The 2,495-nt window shown below is 61.4% G+C and carries 2 protein-coding genes; both read right to left on the bottom strand.

What is annotated here, in order from left to right; all coding sequences use genetic code 11:
- Window positions 1-135: 135 nt before the first annotated feature.
- Window positions 136-891: an IS21-like element ISPve1 family helper ATPase IstB gene (gene istB / locus D3P04_RS23015; protein ID WP_119752220.1), complete on the bottom strand. Its 756-nt coding sequence runs from the start codon at window positions 889-891 to the stop codon at window positions 136-138.
- Complete coding sequence (istA, locus tag D3P04_RS23010) at window positions 888-2,375, bottom strand: IS21 family transposase (protein ID WP_119752219.1); 1,488 nt, start codon at window positions 2,373-2,375, stop codon at window positions 888-890. The genes istB and istA overlap by 4 nt, the downstream gene beginning before the upstream one ends.
- Window positions 2,376-2,495: the final 120 nt, after the last annotated feature.

Raw genomic sequence — 2,495 nt, 5'->3', positions numbered from 1 at the left:
CTGTCAACGGCGGAGTAAAACCCGGCCACGCGGCGGCGCAAAAGTCTGCCAGTTAGCGGCACAAGCACGGAACGTCGGGAGGGCGTAGCCCGACCAGAGTTCCGTGCTTGTGCCGTTGGCATTTTTTGAAAGGGGTCAGCCGGCCTTTCGGGCGCGGCTTTGGGCGAGACGATAGCTCTGGCCATTCATTTCGAGAATGCTGACGTGGTGGGTCAGCCTGTCGAGAAGCGCGCCGGTGAGGCGTTCGGAGCCGAATGTCTCGGTCCATTCGTCAAAAGGCAGATTGCTGGTGATCAGGATCGAGCCGCGCTCGTAACGTTGCGAGATCAGCTCGAACAGGAGCTCGGCGCCGGTTTTCGACAAGGGCACGAAGCCGAGTTCGTCGATGATGAGAAGCTTGTATCCGGCCATCTGCTTCTGAAGGCGGAGTAAACGGCGTTCGTCACGGGCTTCCATCATCTCACTGACCAGGGCCGCGGCGGTGGTGAAGCCGACGGAAAGACCCTTCTGGCAGGCGGCCAGCCCGATGCCGAGGGCAACATGGGTTTTCCCAGTGCCCGATGGCCCGAGGGCGATGACGTTTTCACGCCTGCCGATCCATTCGCAGCGTGCCAGTTCCAGCACCTGCATCTTGTTGAGCTTGGGAATGGCGGCGAAGTCGAAGCTGTCCAAGCTTTTGACCGCTGGGAATTTGGCGGCCTTGATGCGCCGCTCGACCATCCGCCTTTCCCGGTCGATGAGTTCCAGTTCGACCAGCCGGGCCAGATAGCGGACATGGTCCACGCCTTCCGCCGCACATTGCCCGGCCAGCTTCTGATGCTCGCGCAGGAACGTGGGCAGCTTGAGTGCCTTGAGATGATGGGCGAGCAGGATTTCCGGAGCGTCGCTCATGCCATATCTCCCGCCAACAGCCGCATGTAGGAACGCGCCTCGGTCTTCTCGACCGTTGCCTTGGGCAGATAGGGATAGCAGTCCAGGTCCAGCCTGGGCGGTCGGCGTTCCACCCGGCACAACAGGAGATGCTTCACAGCGTCGAAGCCGATTGCACCCATGTGGAGCGCCTGCTTCACGGCGACCTGGAGATCGGCCAGATCGAAGGTTTCCAGCAGCCGCAAAACCTGGACGTATTCGCGGCGGCCATGCCGGTTCATGCGGGCCTCCATCAGCCGGCGCAGTGTCGCGAACTCTTCGGGAAGGTCCCAGCCCTGAAGCGGCGCTGCCTGCTCAAGCGCATTGATCTTCTGTTCCAGCAGCGGCAGGTAATGGATCGGGTCGAAGACGATCTCGTCACGATCCCAACACCGGGGATGGCGGGCGATCACTTCCCCACGGCAACCGATGACCACCGTGTCGACATAGGCCTGGATCCAGACATCCTGATGTCCGAAGGCGACCGGCACCGAGTAGTCATTAGTCTTGTAGCGCACCAGAGATTGGGACGAGACCCGCCCATTGTCCTGATCACAGGCCTCGAAAGGCGCGGCCGGGAATGGGCGCATCGCTGCCAGATCGTGTTGCAACCGCGCGCCGATGGTATCGCTTTCGCCGCGCAGAACATCGAGCTGGCGACGCTCGCATTGCTCCTCCAGCCAGAGGTTGAATGCCTCCCAGGTTGCAAACTCGGGCATCGGCACCATGAAGTTGCGTCGGGAATAGCCGACCAACCCCTCGACCTTCCCCTTGTCATTGCCCTTGCCCGGACGGCCATAGCGATCCCGGATCAGGTAGTGCGACAGGAACCCGCTGAACAGTTCCGCCCGTTTGCGGGTGCCGTCGGGCAGGATCTTTGCCACCAGGCATCGGTCATTATCATAGACGATCGACTGCGGAACCGCGCCGAAGAAGGTGAAGGCATGGATATGGCCGTCGACCCAGGCTTCGGCCACCGCCGCCGGATAGGCCCTGACATAGCAGGCATCGCTATGCGGCAGGTCCAGAACGAAGAAATGAGCTTTCTGCTCAATACCACCAATCCTGACCTGCGCCTCGCCAAAATCGGCCTGCGCATGACCCGGCGGATGCGCCAGCGGCACAAATACTTCCTGCCGACGCTTCTCCCGCTCCCGAATGTAATCCTTGATGATCGTGTAACCGCCGGTGAACCCGCATTCCTCGCGGAGCCGGTCGAATACCCGCTTTGCCGTGTGCCGCTGTTTGCGCGGCATATGGCGATCCGCCTCAAGCCACGCGTCGATGATCGGAATGAACGGCTCAAGCTTCGGCCGCCTGACCTCGGCCGTGCGCCGATAGCCCGGCGGCACCGAAAAGGTCATCATCTTCGCAACCGTATCGCGGGAGATGTTGAATTCCTTCGCCGCCTGACGCTGGCTCATGCCCGCCGCGCAAGCCTGACGCACCTTCAGATATAGTTCCACGCTGTAGATCCTCCCGCCCTCCCTGCAACTACAGAAAGGGAAAAGGTGGACGACTTTTACACCGCCCGCAGCAGCACCAAGCCGCCGCTTCCGTGGACTAATTTCGCACCGCCGTTCTCA

It is taken from the genome of Paracoccus onubensis (assembly GCF_003591515.1).
Classification (GTDB): domain Bacteria; phylum Pseudomonadota; class Alphaproteobacteria; order Rhodobacterales; family Rhodobacteraceae; genus Paracoccus; species Paracoccus onubensis.
The sequence above is the reverse complement of the archived record's forward strand: the minus strand, read 5'-3'. Positions and strand labels throughout refer to the sequence as shown.